Below are 25742 nucleotides of genomic sequence, written 5' to 3' on the forward strand. Positions count from 1 at the left end.
GGGCCGGTCAGCCCTTCACGCCGCCGGATGCCATGCCCTCGATGAGCCGGCGCTGGATGAGCGCGTAGAGGATGAGGACGGGGACGATGACGATGACCATGCCGGCGTACAGCCGCCCGTAGTCGGCCGCCGCCTTCTGCGCGGTCATCAGGTTGAGCAGGCCCACCTGCAGCGTCTTGCCCTCGCCGGGGAGCAGGGTGAGCGCGATGATGAAGTCGTTCCAGTAGGCGAGGAAGTTGAACAGGATCACGGTGGTGAGCGCCGGCCGCGCCATCGGCAGCATGACCCTGACCATGACCTGGAAGCGGGAGGCCCCGTCCAGGGCCGCGGCCTCCTCGTAGTCGGCCGGGATCGACCGGAAGTACGCGGTGAGCAGGTAGATGGTGAACGGGATCGACGTGGCCGCGTAAACGAGCGACAGGACCCCGGGGTTGTCGATGAAGAAGCCGTCGGGGAACACGTCGGCGAGCGCGCGGTCCCAGCCGACGAGCATGAGGAAGATCGGCACGACGATGTAGTTGACGTTGACGAACAGCCCGGCCAGCATCGCGACCTCGACCAGGCCGCGGCCGCGGAACTCGTACCGGGCGATGACGTAGGCCGCCGGGACGGAGACGGCCACGACGAGCACCAGCCCGAGCACCGTGACCAGCACCGAGGTGAAGAAGTACTGGCCCATGCGCGCGGTCACGAACGCGTCGGCGTAGTTCTGCAGGTGCAGGCCCTGCGGCAGCGTCCAGGGGCTGCCGTAGAACTCGCCCTTCCGCTTGAGCGAGGCGAGCAGCACCCAGCCGACCGGCACCGCGATGGCCAGGGCGATCGCGGTGACGAGGACGTAGGTCAGCGGCCGGCCGGCGCGCTTGATGGTGGTCATGGCAGCGGTCCTCAGAACTGAAGGGGCTCGCGCCGCGTCGCCCGGCTGACCAGCAACGACACGAGGAACGAGAACGCGAAAACGACGACGCCGATGGCCATGCCGTAGCCGTACGACGAGTTCGTGTACGCCTGCTTGTACATGTAGCTCAGCAGCACCTCGGAGGAGCCGTCGGGCCCGCCGCCGGTCATCGCGCGGACGAGGACGAAGCTGAGGTTGACCGCGCTCATCACGAAGAACGTCAGCGTCGTGCGAAGGTTCTGCCAGATGAGCGGCAGCGTGATGGCGAAGAACTGCCGCCCCGCGGACGCGCCGTCGAGCGCGGAGGCCTCGTAGATCTCCTCCGGGATGCCCGCCATGCCGGACATGTAGAGCACCATGTAGTAGCCGAGCGACTGCCAGACCATCGCGATCGCGACGGACCAGAGCACGAGCTGCTGGTCGCCGAGCCAGATCTGCTGCAGGCCGTCGAGCGACAGCAGCCGCAGCGTGCCGTTGAGCAGGCCGTTGCGCTGGTCGAAGATCGCGGAGAAGACCGCCGCGATCACGACCACGGACAGCACGCTCGGGACGTACAGGATGAACCGGTAGAGCGTCCGGCCCCGCAGCCGCTGCCGGGTCATGATCGCCGCGAGGAACAGGCCCGTGCCCATCGTCACGACGGTCACGACCACGAGCAGCGCGACGGTGTTCTGGAACGCGCGGACGAACTGCGCGTCGTCGAGCAGCCGGGCGAAGTTGCCGAGTCCTACGAAACGCAGGTCCGGGGAGAAGCCGCTCCAGGTGTAGAAGGACATCCGGAACACGTTCAGCGTCGGGACGACCATGAACACCGCGAAGAGCACGAGCGCGGGCAGGAGGCAGGCGAGCACGAAGACACCGTTGCCGCGCCGCCGAGCCGCGCCTCCCTCGGGCACGTCAGCCACCCGCCTGGCGCAGTTTCTCGCTGGCGTCGTTGAGCGCGGCCTGCCACTGGTCCTCGGTCTTGTCGCCGCTGATGATGCTGTTGGCGGTGTCGAAGAGCGTGGCCTTGATGTCGACGCCCTCGACGGGCGCGGTGCCCGCGAACCCGCCGACGAGCGCGGCGACCGCCGGGTCCTCGTAGACCTTGTAGAACTCGGCGTTCTCCCCGGACAGGCTGCTCACGATGCCCTTGATCGGCTGGATCGCGTTCGACTTGGCGAAGATCTTCGCCGCCTCGTCGGAGTAGAGATAGGCGACGAACTCCTTCGCCGCGTCCTTGTTCTTGGCGGCGCTCGGGATCCAGACCGACTCGACCGATGTCGTGATGTAGCGCTTGCCGCCCGCGGTGACCGCCGGCAGCGTCGTCAGGCCCCACTGGAAGCCGTCGGCGCGCGGGGCGTCCTTCATCTCGCCGACGACCCAGGTGCCGTTCGGCATGAACAGTGCCTTGTCGTCGAGCAGCGACTGCTGGTTCTTGGTGAAGTCCTGCTCGTTGGCGTACCCGACCGTGGTCGGCGCGGCGTACTTCAGCAGCCGGGTGGTGAGGTCGAGGACCTGCCTGGCCTGCGGCGTCTGCCAGACGCCCTGCTTGTACGTCATGACGTCGGTGTAGAACTGCTCCCCGCCGACGTCGGCGAGAAGCGCGAAGAAGTAGGAGTCGAGGTAGCCGGCGGTCGGATACGTGAACAGCGAGATCTTCTCCTGCTTGGCCTTCTCGCCGAGCGCGAACATCTCGTCCCAGGTGGCCGGGACCTGCCAGCCCTTCTGGGCGAACAGCCCCTTGTTGTAGAAGAGCCCGGTCGGCGCGTAGTACATCGGCATCGTGTACGTCTGGTCGGTGCCGTACGGGTTGGTGTTGAGGTTCCCGACGATGCCCGCGATGAGCTTGTCACCCACGGTCTTGTCCTCGCCGGGGACCTTCGCCTTCAGCACCGGCGTGAGGTCTTCGAGCGCCTTGTCCTTGATGAGCGTCTCGGTGAGCGCGGCCTTGCGGCCCTGGCCGAGCACGACGACGTCCGGGAACCGTCCGGCCTTCATGTTCGGCGAGATCTCGTCCTCGATGCTCTTCGAGATCTGTAACTGCACGTCGACGCCGGGGTGCGCGGTCTTGTACGCCTGGATGACCTGGGCGTACATGTCCCGACCGTAACCGCCTTCGAGCGCGGCGACGCTCAGGGTCGTCTTGCCGGAGCCCGAGCCGTCCCCGTCGGCCGAGCAGCCGGTGAGCAGTCCGAGCGCCGAGACCGCGGCGCTCACGAGGACGAGTGATCTCCTCATGGTTCTGGGGTCCTTCCCGTGGACATCTGCCCACCTGGGTGGGGCGGAGGAACGAGTCCGGGCCAGGCCGCGTCGGAGGTCACGACGCCGGGACGCCGCGCCGCCAGCCGGGGATCTGGATCTCTCGGCAGGGTCCGGACGTTGTTACAGTGGCATCGATAACATGAAGGCGCAAGAGGCACTTTGCGGACGATTGCGACATGCCTCGACGGCGACGCGGTGACGCCGTGGAGTCGCGGCGGCGCTCGGCGATGACGCGGGGGCGCGCCGTGGGGATCGCGGTGGCGGTCAGTGGTGGCGGGGCGGTGCCGTGGAGTCGCGTACCGACAGTGAGGCGGTGACCGGAGCGTCGGCGGCGTCCCCGCCCAGCAGCAGGGCGACGGCCGCCGCGCCGGAGCGGTAGAAGTCCTGCCGCACGGTCGTCAGCGGCGGGTGGCAGTAGGCCGCCAGGGCGATGTCGTCGACGCTCACGATGGACACGTCGCCGGGCACGGACCGGCCGTGCTCGCGCAGGGCGCGGATCACCCCGAAGGCCATCTCGTCGCTGGCGGCGAAGACGGCGGTCACGTCCGGGATCATGGCCAGGACCTGCCCCTGCCGGTATCCGGAGTCGGGCGACCAGTCGCCCTCCAGCGGGGGCGGCGCCTGGACCCCGGCCGCGGCCAGGCACTCCTGCCAGCCCTGCCGCCGCTGACGCGCCTCGATCCACTCGTCGGGGCCCGACACGTGCCACACCTGGCGATGCCCCAGGTCGAGCAGGTGCCGGGTGGCGAGGCGACCCGCCTCCTTCTGGTCGATCCCGAGCACCCGTGCGCTCGCGGTGCGCGAGCCGTCGAGCGTGACGGTGGGGATGTCGCGGGTGATGTCCTCCATCTTCTGCGTCACGGAGATGAGCGGCACGGCGATCACGATGCCGTCCACGCCCTGGTCGGCGAGCTTGGACAGGGACCGCTCCATCATGCCGGTGTCGAGCCTGGCGATGGTCGCGATGCTCACCGCGTAGCCGGCCGCGCCCGCGGCCGACTCGACGCCGGCGGTCACTGCCGAGCGCGAGTAGTAGCCGCCGGACTGCAGCAGCACGAGCCCGATGGTGTGGCTGCGCCCGGAGGACAGCACGCGGGCGGCGTTGTTGAAGCGGTAGCCGAGCTGCTCGACGGCCGCGAGCACGCGCTTCCTGGTCGCCGGGTTGACGTTGGGCGAGTCGCGGAGGGCGCGCGAGACGGTCTGCGCCGACACCCCGGCGGCTCTGGCCACGTCGGCCATGCTCGGCTGCCTCGTGGGCCGCTCGGTGGCCTTGGTCATGGCGCTCCCCTCTCGCGGCCTGCCCGCGACGTCGTCAGCCGATTCTACCGCCCTTGTTACGTATGGCATCGATAACATAGGCTCTCCCACCGTGATCGAGCTGCCCGCGCCGGACACCTCCCCGGCCCCGACGACGACCACGCCCCCGACCCCGCTCCCTGCCGCACCTCTCTCCGCGACCCCGGCTGTGACGCTGGATGCGACCCCGGTCCCGAGCCCGGCCGTGACCCGGCCTGTGACCTCGGTTGCGACGCCCGCCGGGACCGCGGCGGTGTCGCCTGCCGGGACCTCTGCCGGGATGCCCGCCGGGACCTCGGGTGGGACGGGCGTGCTCACCTGGCGTGGGAGCCGCCTCTACCGGCACGGCGTCCCCCATCGCATCCTGTCCGGAGGGCTGCACTACTTCCGCGTCCACCCCGACCTCTGGCGGGACCGGATCCGCCGGCTCGCCGACCTCGGGCTCAACACGGTCGACACCTACGTCGCGTGGAACTTCCACCAGCCCCGCGAGGACGAGGCGCCGCGCTTCGACGGCTGGCGGGACGTCGAGCGGTTCATCCGCATGGTGGGGGAGGAGGGCCTCGACGTCGTCGTCCGGCCCGGCCCGTACATCTGCGCGGAGTGGTCGAACGGCGGCCTGCCGAGCTGGCTCACCGGCCGCGACGTCGCGATCCGCAGCTCCGACCCCGCCTTCACCTCCGCGGTCGGCCGCTGGTTCGACGAGCTGATCCCGCGCATCGCCGCGCTCCAGGCCGGAGAGGGCGGGCCGGTCGTGGCGGTGCAGGTGGAGAACGAGTTCGGCAGCTTCGGCGACGACCGGCCCTACCTGCGCTGGAATCGCGAGGCCCTGACCGCGCGGGGCATCCGGGAGCTGATGTTCACCGCCGACGGGCCCACCGAGCTGATGCTGGACGGCGGCTCCCTGCCGGGCACCCTGACGGCCGTCACCCTGGGCTCCAAGCCCGACGCCGCCCGGCGGCTGCTCGCGGCGCGGCGGCCGGACGAGCCGTTCGTCGTCGCCGAGTTCTGGAACGGCTGGTTCGACCACTGGGGCGAACGCCACCACGTCCGCGACGCCGGCAGCGTCGTCCACGCGCTCAAGGAGATCACGGCCGACGGCGGCAGCGTGAGCATCTACATGGCGCACGGCGGGACCAACTTCGGGCTCTGGGCGGGCGCCAACGAGCACGAGGGCCGGCTGCAGCCCACCGTGACCAGCTATGACTCCGACGCGCCGGTCGCCGAGGACGGCACGCTCACCGCCAAGTTCTTCGCCGTGCGGGAGGCGCTCGGCGCGCGCGGGCCCGTACGGATGCCGGTGCGGACGCCGACGCTGCCGCCGGCCCGCGTCCCGCTCGTCCACCGCGCCGGACTCCTCGCCGGCCTGCGCGCGGTGCCGGCGCCCACCTCGACCGGCCCGCGCCCGGCGTCGTTCGAGCGGCTCGGGCTCGACGCGGGCATGGTCCTGCACACCGCGCGCCCGCGCATCCCGGCGGGCGAGCACCGGCTCGTCCTCACCGACGTGCGCGACCGGGCCCTGGTCTTCGCCGACGGCACGCTGCTCGGCGTCGCCGACCCCGACCACCCGGAGCTCCCGGTACGCGGGACCGGCGCGGCCATCCACCTGGAGGTCCTGGTCGAGAACCTCGGCCGGGTGAACTACGGGCCCGGGATCGGCCGGCACAAGGGCCTGCTCGGCCCGGTCCTCGTCGACCGGCGAATCGTGCAGGGCTGGGACAGCGTGCCGATCGCCCTGCAGGAGTGGTCCGCCGCGGACCTGACCCACGCGCTCTCCGCCGGCCCCGAGCCCGCCGGCCCCGAGCCCGGCAGCCCCGAGCCCAGCAGCCCCGCGCCCGAGCCTGCCGGGTTCGCCGTTGCGACGGTGGACGTGGGCGTGCCCGCGGACACCTTTCTCGCCCTGCCGGGATCCCGGCACGGCCTCGTCTGGGTCAACGGGTTCCTGCTCGGCCGCTACTGGGACATCGGCCCGCAGGTCACGCTGTACTGCCCGGCGCCGCTGCTCCGCACGGGCGAGAACATCGTGACGGTCCTCGAACTGGAACGCCTCGGCGGGCTCCTGGAGCTGCGCGACCGCCCCGAGCTGGGACCTCCCGAGGAGTACGTCGAGGAGTTCGGCTGACCCGCCGGCCGCTCACCCCTTGAGCCGGGAGTCGGCCTCGGCCAGGAAGACGTCGAGTACCCCGTCGCCGACCTGGGGCTGAGCCGCGCCCCAGCGGTTGCGCGGCGGGCTGACCCGGACGGCGCGCGCCTGCCGCTGCAGCTCACGCGACTCGGCGAGCAACGTGGCGGCCTTGGCCGTGTCACCCGCCTCCCGGGCCTGGAGCGCGTCGACCATGTCCACCATCGCCCTGCCCCACAGCTGCGTGGCGTCCAGCCAGGACGCGGCGTCGGCGGCGAAGCCCCGCTGCACCGCCCCGCCGCGGATGGTGGCCGGCGCCGTGGCGACGGCCTGCGCGTACGGTCGCAGCCCGGCGATCGCCTCGGCCCGCCGCCCGGCGTCCCACGCCTGCCAGAACGCGGCCACCCGCGCGGCGAGCTCGGGCGCCTGCGGCTGCCATGGCGTGCCGCCGAAGGTCGGAGCCACGTGCTCCAGATCGCCGAACACCAGCAGGGCCGCCGTGGCCGCCTGGTCGCCGCCGGCCAGGTAGGCCATCGCCCGCGGCCAGCTCCTCCTCGCGTCGTACGCCGTGTCGTTCCAGGTGAAGTCCGCGGTGCCGAAGACCGCGACCTTGCTCGCGTACGGCTGGTTCATCGGGTTGGCCACGATGCCGGACAGGTGCGCGGCCAGACCGCCCTCACGCTTGTCGTACGGCGCCAGCAGCAACCGGCCGCTGGTGTTGCCGTAGTCGTTGACCGGATAGTTGTCCCAGACGAACACCTTGCGCCCGAACAGCTGCGCCGCCTTCTCCGCCTGCGCGTTGGTGATCTCCGGCGGCACGGTGTCGGTGCCGGTCCACATCACCTCGACCGCGGGGTCGAGGGAGGCCCGCAGGGTCTGCTTGTACGTGGTGTCGGTCAGGTCGCCGTATTCGGTGGGCACCATCTGCAGCGGCCGGGCGCCTTCATGAGTGGCGATGAAGGTGCGCTGCAGGTCGTTCAGCAGGTCGACCTGGGCCTTGGCCGCGGCGGTGCGTCCGGCCGCCCCGTACGCGGTCTCGTCCGCCGCGCAGTTCCAGCGGGTGTAGCTGATGTCGTCCAGCGGGATGGAGAACGCCCTGGCGCCCAGGTCGTAGAGCGCCTGCAGCTTGGCCTTGAGGATGTCGCGGTCCGCGCGGTCGGAGTAGCAGATCGACACGCCCGGCGAGAGCGCGAAGGTGAAGCGGACGTGGTTCGCGCCGGCGCGGGTCACCAGCTCGCCCAGCTCGGCGAGCTTGTCCGCCGGGTAGGGGTCGCGCCACTTGTCGCGGTGGTAGGGATCGTCCTTGGGGGCGTAGACGTAGGTGTTGGCCTTGACGTCGCCGTAGAAGTCCATCTGGTCGAGGCGTTCGGCGTGGGTCCACGGGGCGCCGTAGAAGCCTTCGATGGTGCCGCGCAGCGGCATGGACGGGAAGTCGCTGACCTGGGCCCCCGCCACCTTCCACCCGCCGCCAGACCGGACGAACAACTGGCGCAGCGTCTGCACGGCGTAGAACTGGCCCGCGGCGTCCTTGCCGCCGAGCGCGACCTGGCGCGGGGTGCCGCCCGAGACCCGTAACGCGTACCCCTCGGCCTGGCCGGGCACGGCCGTGTCGCCGAGGGCCTTGGCGATGTCCGGGCGGGCCGCGGGGCCGAGCCGGACCGTGAGCAGGCCGGACGTGCCCGGGGGGATCCTGTCGGGGGTGACCGTGTCCACCCGGCCGGCGCCGTGCGCTTTGAGCTCCCGTACGAGGCGGTCGCGGGCGGCGGGGTCGGTCTGGCCGTCGGCGACCACGAGCACCCGGCCGGTGACGTCGGCGGCGGCGCCGGAGCCGGTCAGCGACTGCGGGGTCGGCGACACCGAGGGTAAGGGCGGCACGGGAGCGGAATGGGCCGCGGGGACGGGCAGGAGGGACGCGGCCAGCGCGAGACCCACTGCGGTGGTGATCTTGCGTCTTCTCACAAAAGTCTCCACTGGTCTATACCGGCAAGGTGATCAGGGTGTCACCTGCTGGGGGGTGGGCTCGCGCCTTTCGCTACGCGGTCTAGACCGGCAATCTGATCATCAGACTAATATCCGCACCTTTACTGTCAAGAGTGATGTTGGCCTACACCTCCGGCAAACCCGGTCAGGCGGGTTGCTCGGCCGCCGTGCGCGCCGCCATCCGGCGTTCGAACCACACCGAGGTGAACGGCGGAACCGCGCACGCCAGGCCGAGCACCACTGTGCCCCGGCTCCAGCCCGCCTCCCGCGCCGAGAGGATCACTCCGAGCGCGTACAGCACGAACAGCGCGCCGTGGATCGGCCCGAACACCTTCACGCCGAGCTCGCCGGTCTCGGTCACGTACTTGAAGAACATCCCGACCAGCAGCCCCGCCCACGAGCACGCCTCGGCCACCGCCACGAGTCGAAACCAGCGCAGCACAATCCACCCTTTCGTCCGGTTATCGCTCATACTCTACAGGTCGTAGAGCACAATCCGATCACCGTCACTAAGGTTAGGCTTGCCTTATGATGAATCCTTCAGAGATCCGTACGGTGACGTCCGAAGCCGAGCTCCGGGAGATCGTGAAAGACCCGCCGCAGACCATCTGGGACAAGGACATCGCCCGGATCGACAAGCACGCGCGCACGATCATCGCCCACTCGCCGTTCGTGCTGCTGGCGACCTCCAACACGGACGGCCTGTGCGACGTCTCGCCCCGAGGCGACCCCGCCGGGTCGGTGCTGGTCCTCGACGACCACCGGCTGGCGCTGGCCGACCGGCCCGGCAACCACCGGCTCGACAGCTTCCGCAACGTGCTGGACAACCCGCGCGTCGGGCTGCTGTTCATCGTGCCGGGGATGAACGAGACCCTGCGGGTGAACGGCCGCGCGACGCTGGTGTCGGACGCGCCGTTCTTCGACGACCTGACGGTCCAGGGCAAACGGCCGCGGCTGGCGCTCCTCGTCGAGGTCGAGGAGCTCTACATGCACTGCGCGAAGGCGTTCCTGCGCTCGTCCCTGTGGAAGCCCGAGACCTGGCCGGACCGCAGGTGCATGCCCACGTTCGGGCAGATCGCCAAGGACCAGCTGGGCATCAAGGGGGTCCCCGCGAAAGTGATCGACGCGGGGCTCGCCATGGACGCCAAGCTGAACCAGTACTGAGAGGTCAGGAGATCGGGGGCAGCGGCTTGTCGTGCAGCCAGGCCGACAGCAGCGGCCCCATCGGCAGGGTGGTGTGCCGCTGGACGTGCCCGGCGAAGTCCTGGGTGGTGACGTTCGCGTGCCGGCGCCCGGCCGTCCAGTCGCGCAGCATGGAGAAGAAGACCTCGTCGCCCAGCGCCCGGCGCAGCGCGTGCACGGTCAGCGCCCCCCGCTTGTAGACGCGGTCGTCGAACAGCGTGTCCACCCCGGGGTCGGCCAGCACGAAGTCCTGGGGGAGCGCGGCCAGGCGCTGGTGCCAGCGCTTGGCGTGGGAGGCGGCGGACGGCCCGGCCGAGGACTCCGACCAGAGCCATTCGGCGTACGTGGCGAACCCCTCCTGCAGCCAGATGTCGCTCCAGCGGGACACCGTGAGGCTGTTGCCGAACCACTGGTGCGCCAGCTCGTGCGCGACCAGCCGCTCGGACCCGCGCCGTCCGTCCACGTGGTTCCTGCCGAAGATCGACATGCCCTGCGCCTCGATCGGGATGTCCAGGTCGTCGTCGGCCACGACGACGACGTAGCCGGTGAACGGGTAAGGCCCGAACCGTTCGGTGAACACCGCCATCATCTCGCCCTGCCGCCCGAAGTCGTGCCGGACGCGGGCGCCCAGGCGCGCCGGATGGGCGATCCGGGCACCCGCGACCTGCGTGACCTGGTAGCGCCCGATCTGCACGCTGGCCAGGTAGCTCGCCATCGGCTCGTGCTGCTCGTAGATCCATGTCGTGGTCCCGCCGGCGCGCCGCTGGGCGGTGAGCACCCCGTTCGCGATGACCCGGTACGGCGAGGCGGTCGTCACGGCGATCCGGTACGACGCCTTGTCCCCGGGCCGGTCGTTGCACGGGAACCAGGAGGGCGCGCCGATGGGCTGCCCGGCGACCAGCGCGCCGTCGGACAGCTCCTCCCACCCCAGCCCGCCCCACGGGCTCCGCACCGGCACCGGGCTGCCCGCATAGCGGACCTCGACCTCGGCGACGGCTCCCGTGGGCAGCGGCCAGGGCAGCGTCACCCGCAGCTTGCCCCGGTCGTGCAGGTGGCGGGCGGCGACGCCGTCCACGGTGACGCCCGCGACCCGGAAGCGGCCGAGGTCCAGTTCGAGCACGCTGAGCGGTTCGGCGGCCGTCACCGTCAGCAGGGCCGTGCCGTCGAGCCGGTTGTTCGACACCCGGTAGTTCAACGACAGGTCGTAGCGCGACACCATGTAGCGGTGGTCGCCGTGCCCTGGGAAGTACGGTGTCATCGCCACGCCGAGATGGGGTTGCCGAACCACCGCGTACGCGCGGGCACCGACTCCCCGCGCATGACGAGCGAGGCCGGCCCGATCGTGGTGTCGGCGCCCACCCGCGCGGCGGGCAGCACCACGCCGTGCGGGCCCAGCGTCGCGCCCGCCTCGAGGGTCACGGTGTCGATGTTCATGACCCGGTCGTGGAACAGGTGGGTCTGCAGGACGCAGCCCCGGTTGACGCAGGCGCCGTCCCCCAATGTCACCAGATCAGCCTCCGGCAGCCAGTAAGTGTCACATGAGACCCCATGCCCGATTCGTGCCCCGAGTGAACGCAGCCACGCGTTCAGCGGCGCGGTCCCCAGCCACGGCTGCGCGAACCAGGGCGCCGCCAGCACCTCCACGAAGTTGTCCGCGAGCTCGTTGCGCCACACGAACGAGCTCCAGAGCGGCTTGCTGCCCGCCCGGATCCGGCCGACCAGCAGCCATTTGGCGGCCGTCGCGACCGCGGCGGCGGCCACGCCCGCGGCCAGCAGCACCACGCCGCCCAGCGCGAGCGTCGCGGCGAAGCCGTAACCCGCGGCGAGCCACTCGAAGGCGGCGGCCACGATGACGGCCAGCGCGACCGCGCACATCGCGGGCACCACGCGGAACGCCTCGACCAGCGCCCTGGCCGCCTTGTACCGGGCGGGCGGGTCGTAGGTGCGGCTCCGGTCGGCCTCCTCGGCGGTGCGGCGCAGCTCGATGGGCGGCATGCCCACGTACGACGAGCCGGACCTGGCCTTCTTCGGCGTCGCCGACAGCACGCCGACCAGGCCGTCCTTGGGCACCTTGCGGCCGGGCGCGGTCATCCCCGAGTTGCCGAGGAAGGCGCGCTTGCCGATCCGCGCGGAGGCGATGCGCATCCACCCGCCGTCCAGCTCGTACGGGGCCACCATCGTGTCGTCGGCCAGGAACGCGCCGTCGCCGACGGACGTCATCGTGGGCAGCGCCAGGACCGTGGACAGCTCGACGCCGCGGCCCACCTTCATGCCGAGCGCCCGCAGCCAGACGGGCGTCAGGACGCTGGCGTACAGGGGGAACAGCCAGACGCGCGCCGAGGCCATCAGCCGTCCGGTCGCCCACGCCTGCCACGCCTGGCGGCTGTGCACCGGATGGCGGCCGGCGTGCAGGCCCAGCCCGAGCAGCCGCACGGTGACCAGCGTGACCAGGGCGAAGGCCGCCATGCCCGCGAGGGTCGCCGCCGGCACGCCCGGCAGGGCGGCGGCCAGGGCCGCGCCGACCGTGCGCGCGTCCCCGGCGAACGTGGCCAGCACCGCGAGCCCGGCCCCGGCGGCGACGGCCGGGAGCAGGCTGAGCACCATGGCGCTGACCCCGTACAGGGCGGCCCAGAACCGGGAGCGCGGGGGCCGCTCCGCCGGGCGCGACCGGCGGGACTTGCCCTGCCTGAACGCCGGGGCGCCGGCCCAGTGCTGGCCCGCCGGCACGGTGCCGGCGACCGCCGATCCGGGAGCGATCTGGGCGTTCTTCCCGATCCTGGTGCCGGGCAGGAGCGTCGAACGGGAGCCGACGGTCGCGCCGGCGCCGATCCTGATCTCGCCGACGCGCAGCAGGTCGCCGTCGTACCAGTAGCCGCTGAGATCGACCTCCTGCTCGACCGAGGCGCCCCTGCCGAGCTTGAGCAGCCCGGTGACGGGCGGCGGCGAGTGCAGGTCGGCGTCGCCGCCCACCTGGGCGCCGAGCAGCCGGGCGTACCACGCCATGTACGGGGCCCCGGCCAGGTCGGGCACGCCGAGCCGCTCCGCGAACCGCTCGGCGAACCACACCCGCAGGTGTACGCCGCCGCCGCGCGGATAGACGCCGGGCTTCACGCCGCGCAGCAGGAGCCGGGCCACGGCCGCCGACAGGCCCATCCGCCCCGGGGGCGTGACGAACACCAGGGCGCCCAGCGCCACCCACCACCACGACAGGGCCGGAGCCCACGGCGGCGCGAGCAGGTTGCCGAGCGCGGCGAGCAGCACGATCCAGCGCGCCGCGCCGGCGCTCAGCAGCACCACCATCAGCGCGGACTGGGCCAGCTCGGCCCGCCTGGGCATCGGGACCACGGGCCGCCGCCCGGTCTCGGCCCGGCCCCTGCCGGCCAGCAGCCGGGCCAGCCCGCCGAGCGTCGGCTGGGCGTACACGTCGCCCACGGCCACGTCGGGATGGTCGGCGCGCAGGACCGACACCAGCCGGGCCGCGGCCAGACTGGTGCCGCCGTCGGCGAAGAAGTCGGCGTCGGGGCCGCTCGGCGGCACGCCGAGGACGGCGGTCCAGCGTTCGGCCAGCCGCGCCTCGGCCGCGCTCAGCGCGACTTCCGCGGCGGCCGGCTCGGTCAGCGGCCACGGCAGCGCGGCCCGGTCGATCTTTCCCGAGGTTCTGGTGGGCAGCGAGTCGATCGGCGCCAGGCGTGGCACGAGGGCCGCCGGCAGCGTCGCCGCGAGTCGTTCGCGCGCCTGCCCGAGGTCGAAGCCGGGCTCGGTGACGACGTAGCCGACGAGCACCTGGTGGCCGCCGCCGGCGGTGCGGACGGCGGCGGCCGCGCCCGCGACCCCCGGCAGCGCCTGCAGCGCGGCGTCCACCTCGCCCAGCTCGATCCGGCGGCCGCCCAGCTTCACCTGGTCGTCGGCCCGGCCCGCGAAGATCAGCCCTTCGGAGTCGGCACGTACCAGGTCGCCGCTGCGGTAGGCGCGCGGCCAGCCCAGCGAGGGCAGCGGCGCGTACTTCTCGGCGTCCTTGACCGGGTCCAGGTAGCGGGCCAGGCCGACGCCGCCGATCACCAGCTCGCCGGTCTCGCCGAGGGCCACGGGTTCGCCCGCGCCGTCGACGACCGCGAGGTCCCACCCGTCGAGGGGCAGCCCGATGCGCACCGGGCCGTCGCCGGTGAGCCGCGCCGCCGTGGCCACCACCGTGGCCTCGGTGGGCCCGTACGTGTTCCACACCTCGCGCCCCGGCACGGCGAGCCGCTCGGCCAGCTCGGGCGGGCAGGCCTCGCCGCCGAAGATGAGCAGCCGGATGCCGTCGAGGTGCTCGGCCGGCCAGAGCGCGGCCAGCGTGGGCACCGTCGAGACGGCCGTGATCCGCCGGTCGCCCAGCCAGGGGCCGAGGTCCATCCCGGTGCGCACCAGGGCTCTGGGCGCGGGCACGAGGCAGGCGCCGTGCCGCCACGCCAGCCACATCTCCTCGCAGGAGGCGTCGAAGGCCACCGAGAGCCCGGCCAGCACCCGATCGCCGGGGCCCAGCGGCCGCTCCTGCAGGAACAGCCCCGCTTCGGCGTCCACGAACGCGGCGGCGGACCGGTGCGTCACCGCGACGCCCTTCGGCTTGCCGGTCGAACCGGAGGTGAAGATGATCCACGCGTCGTCGCCGGGCTCCGGCGGCGCGGGAGCCCGGTCACGGGCGCCGGTCACCGTGAGCTCGCCGGTAATGACCGCGTCCACGCCGGCCTCGGCGAACACGGTCTCCGCGCGCTCGGCCGGGTCGTCGGCGTCGACGGGCACGTAGGCGGCGCCCGCGGCGAGCACGGCGAGGATGGACACGTACAGCTCGGCGGTCCCCGACGTGACGCGCACGCCGACCCGGGCGCCGCGGCCCACTCCGGCCGCGCCGAGCCGGGCGACCAGCCGGTCCACCTCGGCGCGCAGCGAACGGTAGTCGAGAAGTACGGTGCCGTCGTCGATCGCCGGCGCCTGCGGGTGGCGGCGCGTGGTCTCGTCGAGGACGTCGATCAGGGTACGGGGCGCCGGCGCCAGCACGCCCGCGGGATAGATCGCGGTCGCGGGCCTCAGGCTTAAATCGGCAGGATGGCTGGGCAATCGGTGCTCCCTTGATGGACAACGGGTGACATGCCAGAGTACGCGCCCCGTGTCGCGAACCGGAAAGCCCGGGGGTGGGGGAAAGTTTCACGGCCGCGCGCCGTCGAATCCTCGAAATTTTTCGGATGACCGCCCGCCATGGCGCCGGCCGCCCTTTTGCCCCGGGTCGTGCAATGACCAGCGAAAAACGCCGGAAGCGCGGTCTTCACCGGATGTCAATGGCGCTGAAAACGACGGTTCGGCCAGGTGCCGCAGCGGGATAGCCCGTTTGTTTCATGGATTGACGTAATCGGAAACGCGGTCGTAACCTCAGCGCACTGACGCGGAGGGCGGCGATTTAGTGAAGCGCGCTGATTCGTCCGATGCGGAGATTCATCTCGACCTTCGAGGATGTCATCAATGAATCTGCTCTCAACCATCAAAGGCCGCACCCGATCGATCAGCCTCTCTGCGGCTGCCGTCCTGGTCAGCGCCACCGCGCTGGTGGGGCCCGCCGGACCGGCACAGGCGGCGGCACCGGCAGACGGCGGCGTGTACACGCTGGCTTCGGGTTCGAGCGGTAAGTGCATCGATGTGACGGGTTCGTCGGCCGACAACGGCGCTCTGCTGGTTCAGGTCGCCTGTGTGGCTTCGGCCGCTGATCAGCAGTTCAGGGCGGTGGCGCGGGGGAGTGTCTTCAATCTGGTCAACGGCGGTAGCGGCCGGTGTGTCGACGTTCCAGGCGCGTCCACGGTCTCCGGTATGCAGTTGCAGCAGTGGGGCTGCGGTGACGGCAGTAAGACCAATCAGCAGTGGACGTTCACGCCGTCCTCTGCGGCGTCGGGCAAATACCTGGTGAAGAGCGTGGCCACCGGTCTGTGCGTGAGCAACAGGGACGGTTCCACCGCGGGCGGCAACCCCATCGTGCAGGAGACCTGCTCCGACGTCGCCCGCATGCAGTGGACCTTCGCCTCCCCCTCGGCCGGGGGCCCGGTCTGGTCGAACAACGCCGACGGGTTCGCCGCCACCAGCGGCAACGGCCTGCCGACCACCACCGGAGGCGCGGCCGGCGCCACGGTCACCGTGACCACCTACGCCGACCTGGTCAAATACGCCACCGCCGCCGATCCGTACGTCATCAAGGTCAACGGCGCCATCACCGCCACGCCGTACGGCACCGAGCTCAAGGTCGCCTCCAACAAGACCATCGTCGGCGTCGGCACCAGGGGCCACATCGTCAACGGCGGCTTCTTCCTCGGCTCCGGTGTGAGCAACGTCATCATCCGCAACCTGACCATCCGCGACACCCGCATGGCCGACGACGACCCGGACGACAAGCTCTACGACTACGACGGCATCCAGATGGACACCGCCCACCACATCTGGATCGACCACAACACGATCACCCGCATGAACGACGGGCTGATCGACAGCCGCAAGGACACCAGCTACCTCACCGTGTCCTGGAACGTCCTGTCGGAGAACAACAAGGCGTTCGGCATCGGCTGGACCGACAACGTTACGGCGCGGATGACGATCCACCACAACTGGATCCACGACAACAACCAGCGCAACCCCAGCACCGACAACGTCGCCTACGCCCACCTGTACAACAACTACCTGCAGAACATCACCTCGTACGGCAACTACTCGCGCGGCGCCACCAAGATGGTGATCGAGAACAGCTACTACGACAACGTCAAGGACCCCTACTACAGGGACGACGCCGCGGAGCTCCGTCAGAGCGGCAGCATCGTGGTCAACTCGACGGGCCAGCAGGAGACCGGCGGCTCCGCCTTCACGCCGTCCTCCTTCTACTCCTACAAGCTGGACCCGGCCGCGCAGGTCCCAGCGCTCCTGCGCACCTACGCGGGCCCGCAGGCCAACATCGGCGGGTGACCGACACCTCGGGGCCGGCCGATCCCCGGCCGGCCCCGAGAGCGCATCCCCCCTCAGGAAAGGACTGACCATGCGCCACGGCATCCCGGCACCGTCACGCTCCGCGAAGATCGCGGTCGTCCTGGCGATGCCCGTCACCGTCTTGACCATCGCCACCGGAGTCAGCTCGGCCGCCGCGACCCCGGCCGACGGCGGCGTGTACACGCTGGCTTCGGGTTCGAGCGGTAAGTGCGTCGATGTGACGGGTTCGTCGGCCGACAACGGCGCTCTGCTGGTTCAGGTCGCCTGTGTGGCTTCGGCCGCTGATCAGCAGTTCAGGGCGGTGGCGCGGGGGAGTGTCTTCAATCTGGTCAACGGCGGTAGCGGTCGGTGTGTCGACGTTCCAGGCGCGTCCTCGGTCTCGGGTACGCAGTTGCAGCAGTGGGGCTGTGGTGACGGCAGTAAGGCCAATCAGCAGTGGACGTTCACGCCGTCCTCTGCGGCGTCGGGCAAATACCTGGTGAAGAGTGTGGCCACCGGTCTGTGCGTGAGCAACAGGGACGGTTCCACCGCGGGGGGCAACCCCATCGTCCAGGAGACCTGCTCCGACGTCGCCCGCATGCAGTGGAGCTTCAACCCGATCTCCGGATCGGCCACTCCGACGGTGGCGGCCGACGGCACCGGCCTCTACCGGACGGTGCAGGCGGCCATCGACGCGGTGCCCTCCAGCAATGGCAGCCGCGTGGTGATCACCATCAAGCCGGGCAACTACCGGGAGATCGTCACCGTCAACAAGCCCTACGTGACGCTGCAGGGCCTGGGGGCGTCCCCGTCGGACACCGTCATCGTGAACAACCGCTCGGCCTACACCCACGGCACGTCCGGCAGCTACACCGCGCTGATCTCGGCACGTGACGCCGCCGCCACCAACCTGACGATCTCCAACGACCTCGACGAGAGCACCATCCCCAGCGGCCAGCAGGCCGTCGCGCTGCGGCTGGACGGCGACCGCACCACGCTGACGAACGTCCGCATCCTGGGCGACCAGGACACGTTCCTCGTCAACGACTCGGCCCGCGCGTACGTCAAGAACTCCTACGTCGAGGGCACCGTCGACTTCGTCTTCGGCGGCGGCACGATCGTCTTCCACAGTTGCGACATCTACGAGAAGCGCAGCACGGGCGGTCCCGTCACGGCGGCCAGCACGGCGGCGGCCAAGACGTACGGCTTCCTGTTCTACAAGTCGCGCATCACCGGCGCCTCGAACAACGTGACCACCCTCGGGCGGCCGTGGCGCCCCGACGCGCAGGTGCTGTACCGGGAGTCGACGCTGAGCGCGACGATCGCCACCGCGCAGCCGTGGACGGACATGTCATCGAACTCCTGGAAGAACGCCCGCTTCCTCGAATACCGCAACAACGGCGCCGGTGCGACCACCAACGCCAACCGGCCGCAGCTCAGCGACGCGCAGGCGGCGAACTACACCCCCCAGAAGTACCTGGCAGGCAGCGACGGCTGGAACCCCGCCGGCTAGCCCGGCCGTCGTGGGACGCGGACCGGCCGGTGCCGAGCCACCGGCCGGTCCCTCCGCTGTGAAAGAGCCTCCGCGGGAAGCCCCGGATTGACCGAGAGGAAGAACCGGGTCACGTGCACGTCAATCGAGGTGAGCGGCCGTGGACGCCAGTTCCAGGACGGCCAGCTCGCCCTGCAGGACGAGCACGGCCCCGCCAATCGCGGCCGCGTCCGAGCCGCTGACCGAGGTGACCACCCGCACCGGATGCGCGCGCCGGGCGAAGGTGCGCCGCCGTACCTCCTCCTGGACGACCGACTGGTAGATCGGGCCGGCCGCGGCGAGGCTCGGCCCGGCGAGCACGATCGTGTCGAGGTCGAACAGGCTCGTCATGGTGACGGCGGCGGTGCCCAGGTGGCGGGCGGAGCGCTCGATGAGGCCACGCGCCTCCGGGTCCCCGGCCTGCGCCGCGGTCGCGATGCGGCCGAACGCGGCCATGACGTCGGTGTCGGCGGGGTCGAGCCCCAGCCGCCGGCCGAGGCGCGATGCCTCCAGCGCCTGCCTGATCACCGCGGTAGGGTCCGCGTAGTTGCCGAGGCAGCCGTAGTTGCCGCAGCCGCACGGACCCCCGTCGAGGTCGACGGTGATGTGGCCGATCTCGACGCCGTTGGAGGAGCTGCCCCGGTACAGCCTGCCGTCGACGACGACGCCCCCGCCGATTCCGCTGGCCATGTAGACGCACCCGAACGCGGGTGTCTCCACCGCTCCCAGCCAGTACTCCCCGATCGCCGCGGCCGCCGCGTCGTTGTCGAGCAGCACCGGCAGGCCCAGGATCTCCGACAGGCGCGGCGCGACCGGGTATCCGAACCATTCGGCGGTCGGCTGGTGGGTCAGCAGCACGCCCGCCCGCCGGTCCTGTGGTCCGTACGTCGCCAGCCCCACCCCGAGCACCTTCCCGCGATCGACCCCGGAGGTGTCGAGCAGGGCGTTCACGCGCGAGGCCACCAGCATGAGGCCCTGCCCGGGAGGCAGCAGCGCCGTGCCGGGGAACGAGGTCCGCGCGACCGGCCGGCCCGTCAGGTCGACGAGGACGACGACGCAGGTGTTGCGTTCGAACAGGACGCCCACCGCGTACCGGGCCCGCGGGTTGAGCTGCAGCAGCGTCCGGGGCTTGCCGCCGGTGGACGCCCCGCGTCCGACCTCGATGACCAGCCCGTGGTCCATGAGCTCGCGGACGACCTGGGTGATGGTCGCCGGTGTGACCCCGGACTCGGCGGCGAGCTCGATCCGGCTGATGGTGCGCGCCGCCCGGATGCGGTTGAGCACGATCCCGCGGGTTCTCGGCCTCCCGGCCACTCGGTCTCCCTTACTTCGGGTGCCAAAGAAAGCCGGGCCCGGGCCGGTGAGTCCGGCCCGGGCCGTTGTCCCGTCTAGCTGGCGGCGCAGGACAGCGTGGGGACGCTGTTGCCGCCGTTCCACGAGCCCAGGAACCCGAAGGTCGTACTGGCTCCGGCGCCGAGGCTGCCGTTGTAGCTCATGTTGCGGGCGGTCACGTTGGAGCCGCTGCCGCTGACCGTCGCGTTCCAGGCGTTGGTGACGGTCTGGCCGTTGGCGAAGGTCCACGTCACCGTCCAGCCGCTGATCGCCGAGCTGCCCGCGGTGACCCGGACCTCGGCCTGGAAGCCGCCGCCCCACTGGCCGGTCACCTGGTAGGTGGCCGAGCAGGCGCCGGAAGGAGGCGTGGGGGTGGGTGTGGGTGTGGGGGTGGGGGTGGGCGTGGGGGTGCCGGGCGAGCCGCCGTAGATCGTGGCCTCCTTGGCGGTCGCCTTGATGCCGTTGGCGCCGTTGAAGATCCGCTGGCCCCAGGTGGTGAGCTGGCTCGGGTTGAAGCCGGTCGCCATGTCGAGGATCGGGTCGGTGTTGCCGCTCCAGGACCAGCCCAGGTAGCCGAGGCCGCGCGACTGCGCCTCGGCCAGGATCGTCTCGTGGTCGACCTCGCTGGAGCTGAAGCGCCAGCCGAACTCGCCGATGACCAGCGGCCACCCGTTCGCCTGGAACCGGTTGAGGTAGTCGACGATGCTGCCGGCGGTGTTGAAGACGGCGTACATGTGGATCGACAGCACGGTGTTGTGCTGGGTGTCGGCGTTCAGGATCGTCTGGGCGTTGTCGCGCATGACGTACTGCCAGTCCTGACCCCAGTTGGGGGCGTCGACCATGAGCAGGTGCTCGAAGCCGTTGCTGCGCATCTTCTTGATCGCGTTAGAGGTGGCGGCGGTCCACTGGGCGGCGTTGGTGTTGCCGATGGGCTCGTTGCCGATGTTGATGACGACGTAGTTCTCCTGGCCGACGAGCGCGCTCTTCTGGCTGATCCAGTAGTCGGCCGCCTCGTCGAGCGAGGCGGCGGCGCCCTCCTCGCCGTACCCGGTCGTGTCGTGCACCTCCAGCACGCAGATCAGCTTGTTCTGCTTGCACAGGGAGATGACGTTGGCGACGTCGGTGGACGGGCCCCACCGCTTGCCGCTGCCGAGCACGACGCGCACGGTGTTGGCGCCGAGCGCTTTGACGTTGGCGAACGAGCTGGTCTGGTTGGTGTACCAGACGTGGGGGTGGTTGACGCCCCGCATGATGAATTCCCGGCCGTTGGCCTCGACGATCTTCGTACCGCTGACGTGCAGGCCCGCGGCCGCGGACGCGGACTGGACGTACACCAAAACCGACGCGACGGCCGCGAGCACGGCGGCGCAGAGGGCGAGAAGCCTTCTTCTCATGACCTACCTCGTGGTCGGGCCCCGGCCATCCGGGGCGGGAAGCGCCCCACACGCTATAGAGCCGCCGAAGGCCGGAGAAGCATGAGAGATCACGCCTGCCCCCGCGCGAAGTGCCGATCCATGCCCTGCCTGCGACGACCGGCCCGAGGGAGGTGAGGGATCACCTGAAAGTTTCAGTTGTTAAATAAGTCGGGGTGACCGCGGGCCCAAGGCCGCCGCCCCCGCGCTGCGGGCCCGCTGGAGCCCGCAAACCACAGGGATAGCGGTCACTCCAGGGCGAGGCGTACCGGGCCGCCCGCGGGGTCGGCGTCCGCCACGAGGGAGAACGGGACGCGGAAGACCCGGCCGGGGGCCGCCGGCCACGGCACCCGGGCACGGCCGAGGACGCGTCCGTCCTGGGTGGCGGTGACCCGCGGAAACGTCCGGAAGGCGTCCGTCCACAGCAGGAGCCTGCCGCGGGCGGGCGGCGGTGCGCCCGGACGGACGAGCTGCGGCGCGACCCAGCGCAGGGGCGCCTCGGCTACCAGCGGCACCCCGCCGGCGGGGGCGGGGGCGCCGTCCAGGTGCCGCAGGACGGCCGCGGCCACGTGGCGGCCGTCCAGCGCGGCGACGTCGGCGGTGTCGACCGGGTGCAGGAGGTTCCCGGCCGCGAACACCCCCGGGAGGCTCGTCGCCAGGGAGGTGTCCACGCGTGGCCCGAGCGTGGCCGGGTCCAGCTCCAGGCCGCCCGTACGGGCCAGCTCGTGGTCGGGGATCCAGTCGCCGGTGGTGATCACCGTGTCGCACGGGACGCGGCGGCGCCGCCCGGTGGCGAGGTCCTCGATGTCGACCGAGGTCACGCGGCCCTTGCCGTTGACGGCGACGACCCGGGTCCGGGCCCGGACGGGCACGCCGAAGGCCAGCCGTCCCGGGACGCGGAAGGCCGCGTAGGCTTCGGGACGTTCGTACTCGCTGGTCATCAGCACCGTGCGGCAGCCCGCCTCGCGCAGGGTCAGGACCGCCGACCAGCTGACCAGCTCGGCGCCGACGACCACGGCGCGCCGCCCGACCTCGCGGTGGTGCAGGTGGACGAGGTTCTGCAGCTGGCCGGTGGTGTAGACGCCGTCGGGACGGTCGCCGGCGATGAGCCGGGCCGGGCGGGGCCGCTCCCGGGCGCCGGTCGCCAGGACCACCGCGTCGGCCTCGACGAGGCGGCGGCCGCGCGGCGAGGTCACCTCCAGGGTTCGCGGTCCGGCCCAGCCGGTGACCATGGCCTCGGTCTCCAGCCGGGCTCCGGCGTCGCGGGCGTGGCGGGTCAGCGTGCGCGCGTAGGCGGGTCCGGAGATGAATCTGCGCAGGTCGCGGAGGCCGTAGCCGGGATGGTCGCTGTGCCGGGGGATGCCGCCGGTCTCCGGCTCGCGCTCCAGGACCAGGACCTCGCCGTCCACGGCCGGGGCGAGCGCGGCGGCCGCGGTGAGCCCGGCCGGGCCCGCGCCGATCACGGCCACCCTTACCCGCTCGCTCATGCCTTTCCCCCTTCGAAGATCTCGCGTACCCGGGCTCCGCAGTAGAAGCCCTGGCAGCGTCCGTTCATGGCTCTGGTACGGCGGCGCAGGCCGTCCAGCCCGGCGGGCGGGATCACCGACGCCAGAGCGTCGCGGATCTCCCCCTTCGTCACCCGCTCGCAGAAGCACACGACCCTGCCGTACTCGGGGTCGGCGGCGATCGCGGCGGCGTCCTGGTAGGGGCGCGGGAAGGACTCGCCGAGGTTGGGCATGCGCGGTGGCGCGGGCAGGCCGGGCCGCGGGGTGAGGTCGAGGTGGCCCTTGAGCAGGCCCGCGACGTGCTCGGCGATCGCCATGCCGGCGGTCAGGCCGGTGGAGCGGATGCCGCCGACCAGGAGGTAGCGCTGCCCGGCGTCGAGGTCGACGAGGTAGTCGTCGCGTCCGATCGAGGCGCGCAGGCCCGCGTACGTCGCGGTGACCTCCTCCGCCATCAGCCCGGGCATGAGCTCCGCGCCCTTCTCGCGCAGGAACTCCAGTCCCGCCTCGGAGGTGCCGGTGGCGGTGCGGTCGGTCAGGTCCTCCGCGGTCGGGCCGACCATGACGTTGCCGTAGATGGTGGGGCTGACGAGCACGCCCTTGCCGGCGGACGACGGCACCGGCAGCACGATGCAGGGCGCCAGCGGCCGGGCGAGCTTGTCGAAGACCAGCAGCTCGCCGCGGCGCGGCGTGACGGTGAAACGGTCGTGGCCGAAGAGGGCGTCGAGCGCGTCGGCGCCGAGCCCGGCGGCGTTGACCACCCACCGGGCGCCGACCTCGCCCACCGTGGTCTCCAGCCGCGTGGCGTCCGCTCCGGCGTGGACGGCGGTGACGCGGTGGCCGCGCAGCAGCGTCACGCCCCGGTTGACGGCGTCGGTGGCCAGGGCGAGGTTCGTGGTCCAGGTGCAGATGATGGACTCGCCGGGCACGGTCAGCCCGCCGAGCGCGCCCGGGCCGAGGGCGGGCACCCTGCGGTAGACCTCGGCGGCGTCGACGATCTCGCAGGCGGTGTAGCCGTTGCGCCCGGCCTTGGCCCGCAGTTCCGGCAGGGCGTCGAGCTGTTCCGGCGTCCAGGCGACCAGCAGCGCTCCGGTGCGCTCGACCGGGATGCCGGTGGTCTCGGCGTACCGGCCGAGCAGGTCGTAGCCGCGGGCGACCAGGCGGGACTCCAGGGTGCCCGGTTTGGCGTCGAAGCCGGTGTGCAGGATGGCGGTGTTGGCCTTGCTGGTGCCGTCGCCCACGTCGTCGCGCGCCTCCAGCAGCGCCACCGACAGCGCGGTGCCGCCCAGCAGGCGCGCAATGGCTGCGCCGACGATGCCGCCGCCGATCACGGCCACGTCGTACGTGTTCACGAGCTCTCCTTCGACGACAGGGCCGCCCGGGCGGCGGCCTGCCACCGCTCCAGGTGCGCGGCGGCCCGGTCCGCGGGCCAGGCGGGCTCGTAGACGGCCGACGGCCGCCAGCCGCCGACCGCCGCGGCGGCGTCCAGAGCCGGATCGAGGGCCATCAGCGCGCAGGCGGCGGCGCCGAGCGGGGTCGCGTGCGGCGACGGGTAGACCTCCACGGGAACCTGGGCGAGGTCGGCCTGCGCCTGCATGAGGACGCGCGAGCGGGTCAGGCCGCCGTCCACGCGCAGCCGGGACAGCGGCGCGCCGAGATCCGCCCCGACCAGCGCGGCCAGCCCGGCGACCTGCGCGGCGACCCCCTCCAGCAGCGCCCGTACGAGGTGCCCGCGGCCGGTGCTGAGCGTCATCCCGGTGAACGAGGCGGTGGCGCCGGCGTCCCACCACGGCGCCGCCAGCCCGGCGAGCGCCGGCACGCACAGCACGCCCTCGCTGGAGGGCGCCGCGACGGCGTCGAGCTGGTCCGCGCCGGAGACGAGGCCGAGGTCGGCGAGCCAGCGCACGGCCGAGGCCGCGGTGTAGACCTGGCCGTCCACGCAGTAGCGCGTCTCGCCGCGCAGCCGCCAGGCGATCGACGTGGCCAGACCCGACGCCGAGCGCGCCGGGGAGGTCCCGAGCTGGGCGAGCAGGAAGGCGCCCGTGCCGTACGTGCACTTGGCGGTGCCCGCCTCCAGGCACGCCTCGGCCAGCAGCGCGGCCTGCTGGTCGACGATCAGCCCGGTCACCGGAACCTCCGGGCCGAACGCGCTCGTCGTGCCGACGACGGCGTCGCAGGCGACGATCTCGGGGAGCCGCTCGTAGCCGAGCCCGAACACCTCCAGCAGCTCCCCGTTCCACTCCGCGTCCTCCAGCCCGAGCAGGAGAGAGCGGCTGGCAGTGGTGGCGTCGGTGACGAAAGCCCCGCACAGCCGGTGCACCAGCCAGGTGTCGGTGGTCGTCACGACGCCCTCGGTGGTCAGCTCCTCGCGGATCCAGCGCATCTTCGGCGCCGAGAAGTACGGGTCGAGCACGAGGCCGGTCAGCTCGGCCACCCGGCCGGCGTGCGCGGCCCGCGCGGCGCACAGCGGCTCGGCACGGCGGTCCTGCCAGACGATGGCCGGGGTGAGCGGTTCACCGGTGACGGGATCCCAGGCCAGCACGGTCTCGCCCTGGTTGGCCAGGGCGACCGCGTCCAGCGGCACGCCCGCCGCGGCGGCGGCGCGCCGCCCGGCGGTCAGCACGGAGTCGAGCAGGGCGTGCGGGTCCTGCTCGACCCCGCCGCCCTCCAGGTAGCGCGGGCGCAGGGCCTCCTCGGCGATCGCCAGGACGGCGCCGCCGGCGTCCACGACGATGGCCTTGGTCCCGGAGGTGCCCTGGTCGATCGCGAGGATGTGCATCGTCAGCTCTGCTCCTTCTGCGCGAAAGCGCCGTCGATCGAGTGCATGTCGGGCATGTCCAGCGCCCGGCGGCCACGGGTCGCCAGCAGCGTCACGAGGTACGCGGCGCCGATCACGACCATCACCAGAACTTGAAGTGCTCTCCTCCGTGAACGGAGGAGATTCCCTCCTACCTTGCGGTGGCGGGCTTGACGCGGCCAGCGCGCCTGACGACTGCCCTCCCGGCCGCCGGGACGAGCGCAAGGCCCATCCGATACAGATGCAAGGTGTTGCGGGCGGCGTTGTGGTCGGCGTTGCCGGACCAGCCGCAGCCCGGGTTCTTGCACACGAACACAGCCTGGCTCTCCCGGCTGCCCGGGGTGGTGAACCCGCAGGCCGAGCAGCGCCCAGAGGTGCCCGGAGCGGGAACCTTGTGCAGCGCGCCGCCGTAGCGTGCGGCCTTGTACGTCAGCATCGTCACGGTGCGACCCCAGGCCTCCTGGCTGATGGAGCGGT

General features: G+C 71.9%; 18 protein-coding genes. 4 read left to right on the plus strand and 14 right to left on the minus strand.

Annotated elements, in window-relative coordinates:
* Positions 1-7: 7 nt before the first annotated feature.
* From ABZS69_RS22680 to ABZS69_RS22695, 4 genes are all read right to left on the minus strand, one after another.
* A complete protein-coding gene (locus ABZS69_RS22680; protein ID WP_355375643.1) occupies positions 8-874 on the minus strand; it encodes a carbohydrate ABC transporter permease in 867 nt (288 codons plus the stop codon).
* 11 nt (positions 875-885) lie between these two features.
* The gene (locus tag ABZS69_RS22685) at positions 886-1791 is read right to left on the minus strand and encodes a sugar ABC transporter permease (protein WP_355375646.1); all 906 of its coding nucleotides are present in this window, start codon (positions 1789-1791) and stop codon (positions 886-888) included.
* Between the two features lies 1 nt (position 1792).
* The gene (locus ABZS69_RS22690; protein WP_355375648.1) at positions 1793-3115 is read right to left on the minus strand and encodes a carbohydrate ABC transporter substrate-binding protein; all 1323 of its coding nucleotides are present in this window, start codon (positions 3113-3115) and stop codon (positions 1793-1795) included.
* A gap of 288 nt (positions 3116-3403) precedes the next feature.
* Positions 3404-4417: a LacI family DNA-binding transcriptional regulator gene (locus tag ABZS69_RS22695; RefSeq protein WP_355375651.1), complete on the minus strand. Its 1014-nt coding sequence runs from the start codon at positions 4415-4417 to the stop codon at positions 3404-3406.
* Positions 4418-4508: 91 nt separating this feature from the next.
* Between ABZS69_RS22695 and ABZS69_RS22700 the strand changes: the two genes are divergently transcribed.
* On the plus strand, positions 4509-6557 hold the full coding sequence (locus tag ABZS69_RS22700) for a beta-galactosidase (RefSeq protein WP_355375654.1): 2049 nt from the start codon (positions 4509-4511) through the stop codon (positions 6555-6557).
* A gap of 12 nt (positions 6558-6569) precedes the next feature.
* Here ABZS69_RS22700 and ABZS69_RS22705 read toward each other — a convergent pair whose 3' ends face one another.
* Positions 6570-8516, minus strand: coding sequence for a beta-N-acetylglucosaminidase domain-containing protein (locus ABZS69_RS22705; RefSeq protein WP_355375657.1), 1947 nt, complete (start codon positions 8514-8516; stop codon positions 6570-6572).
* A 166-nt stretch (positions 8517-8682) separates the two neighbouring features.
* Positions 8683-8979, minus strand: a complete 297-nt coding sequence (locus tag ABZS69_RS22710) for a DUF3817 domain-containing protein (RefSeq protein ID WP_355375660.1) — start codon at positions 8977-8979, stop codon at positions 8683-8685.
* An 86-nt stretch (positions 8980-9065) separates the two neighbouring features.
* Here ABZS69_RS22710 and ABZS69_RS22715 point away from each other — a divergent pair, with 86 nt between their 5' ends.
* Complete coding sequence (locus ABZS69_RS22715; protein WP_355375662.1) at positions 9066-9701, plus strand: pyridoxamine 5'-phosphate oxidase family protein; 636 nt, start codon at positions 9066-9068, stop codon at positions 9699-9701.
* Positions 9702-9705: 4 nt separating this feature from the next.
* Here the strand turns inward: ABZS69_RS22715 and ABZS69_RS22720 are convergent, their stop codons facing one another.
* Positions 9706-10977: a M1 family metallopeptidase gene (locus ABZS69_RS22720; RefSeq protein ID WP_355375693.1), complete on the minus strand. Its 1272-nt coding sequence runs from the start codon at positions 10975-10977 to the stop codon at positions 9706-9708.
* Positions 10974-14753, minus strand: coding sequence for a Pls/PosA family non-ribosomal peptide synthetase (locus ABZS69_RS22725; protein WP_355375664.1), 3780 nt, complete (start codon positions 14751-14753; stop codon positions 10974-10976). The genes ABZS69_RS22720 and ABZS69_RS22725 overlap by 4 nt, the downstream gene beginning before the upstream one ends.
* A gap of 459 nt (positions 14754-15212) precedes the next feature.
* Between ABZS69_RS22725 and ABZS69_RS22730 the strand changes: the two genes are divergently transcribed.
* Together ABZS69_RS22730 and ABZS69_RS22735 are read left to right on the plus strand one after the other, a co-directional pair.
* Positions 15213-16691: an RICIN domain-containing protein gene (locus ABZS69_RS22730; protein WP_355375667.1), complete on the plus strand. Its 1479-nt coding sequence runs from the start codon at positions 15213-15215 to the stop codon at positions 16689-16691.
* A gap of 70 nt (positions 16692-16761) precedes the next feature.
* Entirely contained in the window at positions 16762-18204 is a 1443-nt protein-coding gene (locus ABZS69_RS22735) for a pectinesterase family protein (protein ID WP_355375670.1), read from the plus strand.
* A gap of 120 nt (positions 18205-18324) precedes the next feature.
* Here ABZS69_RS22735 and ABZS69_RS22740 read toward each other — a convergent pair whose 3' ends face one another.
* The 6 genes from ABZS69_RS22740 to ABZS69_RS22765 form a co-directional block, all read right to left on the minus strand.
* On the minus strand, positions 18325-19536 hold the full coding sequence (locus ABZS69_RS22740; RefSeq protein WP_355375672.1) for an ROK family transcriptional regulator: 1212 nt from the start codon (positions 19534-19536) through the stop codon (positions 18325-18327).
* Between the two features lie 74 nt (positions 19537-19610).
* On the minus strand, positions 19611-20948 hold the full coding sequence (locus ABZS69_RS22745; RefSeq protein ID WP_355375674.1) for a cellulase family glycosylhydrolase: 1338 nt from the start codon (positions 20946-20948) through the stop codon (positions 19611-19613).
* A 266-nt stretch (positions 20949-21214) separates the two neighbouring features.
* A complete protein-coding gene (locus tag ABZS69_RS22750) occupies positions 21215-22453 on the minus strand; it encodes an FAD-dependent oxidoreductase (protein WP_355375676.1) in 1239 nt (412 codons plus the stop codon).
* Entirely contained in the window at positions 22450-23820 is a 1371-nt protein-coding gene (locus ABZS69_RS22755; RefSeq protein ID WP_355375678.1) for an NAD(P)/FAD-dependent oxidoreductase, read from the minus strand. Before ABZS69_RS22755 ends, ABZS69_RS22750 begins: the two co-directional genes overlap by 4 nt.
* Complete coding sequence (locus ABZS69_RS22760) at positions 23817-25247, minus strand: FGGY family carbohydrate kinase (protein WP_355375681.1); 1431 nt, start codon at positions 25245-25247, stop codon at positions 23817-23819. Before ABZS69_RS22760 ends, ABZS69_RS22755 begins: the two co-directional genes overlap by 4 nt.
* A 169-nt stretch (positions 25248-25416) precedes the next feature.
* On the minus strand, positions 25417-25742 hold a 326-nt coding region (locus tag ABZS69_RS22765; RefSeq protein WP_355375684.1), incomplete at its 5' end, for a transposase.

Origin of the sequence: Nonomuraea sp. NPDC005650, assembly GCF_040605375.1 — a bacterium.
Classification (GTDB): Bacteria; Actinomycetota; Actinomycetes; order Streptosporangiales; family Streptosporangiaceae; genus Nonomuraea.

Excerpts from the sequence above, each read along its gene's own strand:
- ABZS69_RS22695 (WP_355375651.1), bottom strand. The coding sequence starts at position 4,417 with ATGACCAAGGCCACCGAGCGGCCCACGAGGCAGCCGAGCATGGCCGAC.
- ABZS69_RS22760 (WP_355375681.1), bottom strand. The coding sequence starts at position 25,247 with ATGCACATCCTCGCGATCGACCAGGGCACCTCCGGGACCAAGGCCATC.
- ABZS69_RS22690 (WP_355375648.1), bottom strand. The coding sequence starts at position 3,115 with ATGAGGAGATCACTCGTCCTCGTGAGCGCCGCGGTCTCGGCGCTCGGA.
- ABZS69_RS22720 (WP_355375693.1), bottom strand. The coding sequence starts at position 10,977 with ATGACACCGTACTTCCCAGGGCACGGCGACCACCGCTACATGGTGTCG.
- ABZS69_RS22715 (WP_355375662.1), top strand. The coding sequence starts at position 9,066 with ATGATGAATCCTTCAGAGATCCGTACGGTGACGTCCGAAGCCGAGCTC.
- ABZS69_RS22745 (WP_355375674.1), bottom strand. The coding sequence starts at position 20,948 with ATGAGAAGAAGGCTTCTCGCCCTCTGCGCCGCCGTGCTCGCGGCCGTC.
- ABZS69_RS22750 (WP_355375676.1), bottom strand. The coding sequence starts at position 22,453 with ATGAGCGAGCGGGTAAGGGTGGCCGTGATCGGCGCGGGCCCGGCCGGG.
- ABZS69_RS22735 (WP_355375670.1), top strand. The coding sequence starts at position 16,762 with ATGCGCCACGGCATCCCGGCACCGTCACGCTCCGCGAAGATCGCGGTC.
- ABZS69_RS22730 (WP_355375667.1), top strand. The coding sequence starts at position 15,213 with ATGAATCTGCTCTCAACCATCAAAGGCCGCACCCGATCGATCAGCCTC.
- ABZS69_RS22680 (WP_355375643.1), bottom strand. The coding sequence starts at position 874 with ATGACCACCATCAAGCGCGCCGGCCGGCCGCTGACCTACGTCCTCGTC.